This window comes from Clostridium chromiireducens (assembly GCF_002029255.1).
GTDB classification, from domain to species: Bacteria; Bacillota; Clostridia; order Clostridiales; family Clostridiaceae; genus Clostridium; species Clostridium chromiireducens.
In genome coordinates, this window is record NZ_MZGT01000146.1 from 1 (window position 1) to 4292 (window position 4292).

Annotated in this window: 3 protein-coding genes; 2 read left to right on the top strand and 1 reads right to left on the bottom strand. The window is 28.7% G+C overall.

Translation table 11 applies throughout. The features are described 5' to 3' along the window. A partial coding sequence (locus CLCHR_RS23855; protein ID WP_139376291.1) for a Crp/Fnr family transcriptional regulator occupies positions 1-608 on the top strand: 608 nt, incomplete at its 5' end. Between the two features lie 179 nt (positions 609-787). On the opposite strand, the gene CLCHR_RS23860 is transcribed toward CLCHR_RS23855, so the two are convergent. Then, the gene (locus CLCHR_RS23860) at positions 788-2017 is read right to left on the bottom strand and encodes an MFS transporter (protein ID WP_079442428.1); all 1230 of its coding nucleotides are present in this window, start codon (positions 2015-2017) and stop codon (positions 788-790) included. Between the two features lie 323 nt (positions 2018-2340). Between CLCHR_RS23860 and CLCHR_RS23865 the strand changes: the two genes are divergently transcribed. Beyond that, complete coding sequence (locus tag CLCHR_RS23865) at positions 2341-4158, top strand: LTA synthase family protein (protein WP_079442429.1); 1818 nt, start codon at positions 2341-2343, stop codon at positions 4156-4158. Positions 4159-4292 lie beyond the last annotated feature (134 nt).

Consider the following 4292-nt stretch of genomic DNA (forward strand, 5'->3'; position numbering starts at 1 on the left):
TAAATTACTCAAAACTACATTTTTATAAGAAAAAAGAATTTATATTAGAGGCTGAATCTGATCTAGAATACTATTTTTTACTTGTAGATGGTAAAATAAAAATATCATATTTATTTGAGAATGGAAAATCTATGCTTTTAAAGTTTTATAGTGATTTTATCTCAATAGGAGATTTGGAGCTTTTAAGAAATAAACCAATACAATGTAATGTTGAAGCAATTGAAGATAGCTATCTAATTGCAATTCCTTCGGAGATCCTTAGAAAAAAGTATATTGATAATGTTGATTTCTTACATTATTTAGTGAATTCTTTAAGCGAAAAGCTTGAGGCAACAATTAATAATAGTTCATATAATTATGTATATCCATTAATTAATAGGTTGGCAAGTTATCTTGTTGAACATATTACAGATAAAAAGCATATAATGATAGACTCATCATTTAAAGAGATTGCTCAGTTTCTAGGAACAACATATAGACATTTAGGTAGAACTATTAAAGAGCTTGAATTACAGGATATAATAAAATGTGATAATAAAATAATATATATATTAGATGAGGATAAACTTAGGGAATTATCAAAAAATATGTATATAAAAGTTCTTTAATAAATTGAAGTAAGATTATTTAATACGTTATAGAGAAGCTATTGTAATTGATTTTAGAATGTACATTTAATAAAGATATTAATTTTTATTTGAAATTCATAACATAAATAGGGACATGATTTTATTTACTGCAACATCAAATAAAATCATGTCCCTTATTCATGTTGTTATGATTGTACTTAGGGTTTACTTGTCTGAAATTTATCAACGTGTAAAATCGAAGGGAAAAGTTTCATCCAAAGCAGTACAACAATAATAGTTCCGATGCCTCCGATAAATGCTGCATTAACGGTTCCAAATAGAGCAGCGGTTGTACCTGATTCAAATTCTCCTAGTTGATTGGAAGTACCGATGAAAATCATATTTACAGAGCTTACTCTGCCTCTCATATTATCGGGGGTTTCAAGTTGAACAAGTGTTGAACGGATTACAACACTGATAACATCTGAGGCACCCAATACGAAAAGTGCTAAAAATGAAATAATAACTGATTTCGAGAGTGCAAAAACTATGGTAGATATACCGAAAAATATTACTGCAGTAAACATAGTCTTTCCCACATTATGCTTTAATGGATTTTTCGCAAGATATGCTGACATTAATAAAGCGCCAATAGCTGGAGCGGATCTTAGAACTCCAAGTCCAAATGAACCTATCATTAAAATACTGCTTGCATATATTGGAAGTAAAGCAGTGGCTCCACCAAATAAGACTGCAAACAAGTCTAATGATATTGCACCTAATATAATTGGCTTACTTTTGATAAAAGATATTCCAGCGAATAGTGATTTTATACTTGCAGGTTCAGGTTTAAATTCTTCTTTCTTAATAGAAATTTGAGATATAAGAGTTCCTGAAGTTAAGTATAGAGTTCCAACTAAAGCATAAATCAAGGTTGGACCAAAGGAATAAAGTATTCCACCAACAGCTGGACCTACTATAACTGCGAATTCAGAGACAGAAGACATTAATGCTGAGGCTCTTGGAAAAACTTCCCGACTAACAATATTAGGTAATAATGCTTGCATTGGAGGGCCCTCAAATGAATGAGCTACAGCTATTAAAAAAATTATTAAAAGAAATCTTTCTTTCGTAATCCACCCACTAAAACTTCCAAAAGCCAAAATTAAAATAAATAAACTTTGGATAGTTTGGCTTAGAGTAATTATTTTTCTACGATCATATCTATCTGACGCATGACCGACAAAAAGTGAAAGAAAAAGCATAGGTAAAAATTGAACTAGTCCAACTAAGCCCAAATAAAAAGCTGATTTAGTCAAGGAATACATTTGCCAACCAATAGCTATTGTGAGCATTTGATAAGCAAAATTTGTAGACACGCGGGCAACCATCAATCTTCTCAAAGAGTTATTTTTTAGCAAAGTTGAATTGTCTTTAGTTGAAACCATTATTTTCAGAACCTTTCTATAAGAATTTCAATTTTAAAATATATTTGTATTTTTCTACAAGATATTTTAATTTTAAAATGTTTTAATAAACAATATTATTAGTATATACCTCTGTATCTAATAGCCGCAAGTTAGAAATTGGAAATGTTTCTCTTTAATAAATAAAAATCTAGATCTGATAAAATAATATAAATGCTTTGTAATAATTTTTTAGAGAATAAATCGGAAAGTTAATTAATTAAGGTAAAATCTTCTTGGTTAAAGATTCAGTTTGAGTTACAATATATAAAGATAAAAAAATAGATAATTAATGGAGAATTAAAATGGAGCAAAAACTTAAAAACTTAGTTAAAAGAAATTGGATATTTGTATTTATGGTGGTTGCATTACAATTAAAGTCTATGGTACTGCTATCAATGCTTAGAACTCCAAATTCATCAAGCATCAATTTGGGAGGGATTTATTTTGGTACTCCTGTACTTTGGGCGCATATAGCAATAATAGTATTAATATGTAGTCCTATATTTTTCTTTAAAGAGAAAGGGAGAATTAGAGCTGCTTTAATAATAGATGTTATAGTTACTATTACCTTTATAGCTGACATATGGTACTACCGTGCTAATGGAACTTTCCTATCATATAGGCATTTAATACATATAGAAATATTTAATCCTGTAGGAAAAAATCTGTTTAATCCTAGATTAGTAGATTTAGCATTTTTTGTTGATTTAATTATATTATGCTTAAATTTATTATTAGTTAAAGTGAAAGATAGTAAAGGAGAAGTAAAATTATCTTTTAGGATTTTAAAGGCGATCTCTGTATTTTTAATAGGTTCACTTATTGTAGGATTAGGACATTATTTTGTTGATATTAGGCAAATGTTAGATGGGAAAAATTTGTTTAGAATATCTTGGGCACCATTTCAAACATTTAGTGATATGAGTCCACTTGGATACCATGGTTATGATTTCGCATTTTATAGAGATAAAAACAAGACATTAACTTTAAATGAAACAAAAGAAATAGAAAATTGGTTTAATGAGAATAAAGAAGATCTTGAGGATAATAAATACAAAGGGATGCTTCAAGGCAAAAATGTGATAGCTTTACAAGTTGAATCATTAGAAAACTTTGTTATAAATCAAAAAGTATATGGACAAGAGATAACACCGAATTTAAATAAATTATTATCAAAAAGTCTATATTTCAATAATATATATGAACAAAATAATTCCGGCACAAGTTCTGATGCGGATGTACTTGTGAATACATCTATATTTCCAATAAGAGTAGGAACAACCGTATTCTCCTATCCATGGGCGAATTTTAATACATTACAGAATTTATTAAACGCTAGAGGTTACGAAACAATTTCTACACATGCGGAACTGCCAGGTAGTTGGAATTGGGCGGAAATGCATAAGTCTTTTGGTGCAAATAAAATTTTAGATATTGGAGTATATAACCAGGATGAAATAATTGGCTTAGGGTTATCTGATGAATCTTATTTAAAACAGATATCAGAAAAATTAAAAAATGAGAAGGGGCCTTTTTACGCATTTATGACGACTTTAACAAGTCATGGACCTTTTGATATGCCAGAGGACAAGAAATATCTAAAATTACCTAAAGAATTAGATGAAAATATGTTAGGATCATATTTTCAGGCAGTAAGATATACTGATGAAGCTATTGGGAAATTTTTAGAGGAATTAGATAAAAATAATCAGTTAGATAATACAGTAGTTATGATTTATGGGGATCATTGTGGTGTTCATAAATTTTATGAAAAGGAAATAGAAAATTCTCCGCTAGAAGGAGATTGGTGGAAGGATAATCACAAAAAAATACCATATATAATATATTCAAAAGATTTGCAACCAGAGGTGATTTCCAAAGCAGGTGGTCAATCTGATTTTCTACCGACAATATCATACTTGCTAGGAATTGATAGAAGTGACTTTGAAAATACTTCTATGGGTAGAATTTTAGTAAATACAAATAGAGATGCGGCGATTTTAAACGATGGTACTATTATGGGTACACCAAAGGATGAAAAAGAAACAAATCACTTAAAGGAAACATTCAATATTGCTGATTCAGTAATAAGCAAAAATTATATTGGTAATAAAAAATAACCTGATTTTAAATACATAAGAGTTAAATATGATTAGTTAAGAGTTAATCAAAAATAGATTGACTCTTTTTTATAAAGTAAAAAAATTATAATAAAAAATATTTAAATTGAATTAATAAAAAGCATAGATATAAT

What these genes read in the sequence shown, in the direction of transcription:
- CLCHR_RS23860 (WP_079442428.1), bottom strand. Translation starts at nt 2,017, where the DNA reads ATGGTTTCAACTAAAGACAATTCAACTTTGCTAAAAAATAACTCTTTG.
- CLCHR_RS23865 (WP_079442429.1), top strand. Translation starts at nt 2,341, where the DNA reads ATGGAGCAAAAACTTAAAAACTTAGTTAAAAGAAATTGGATATTTGTA.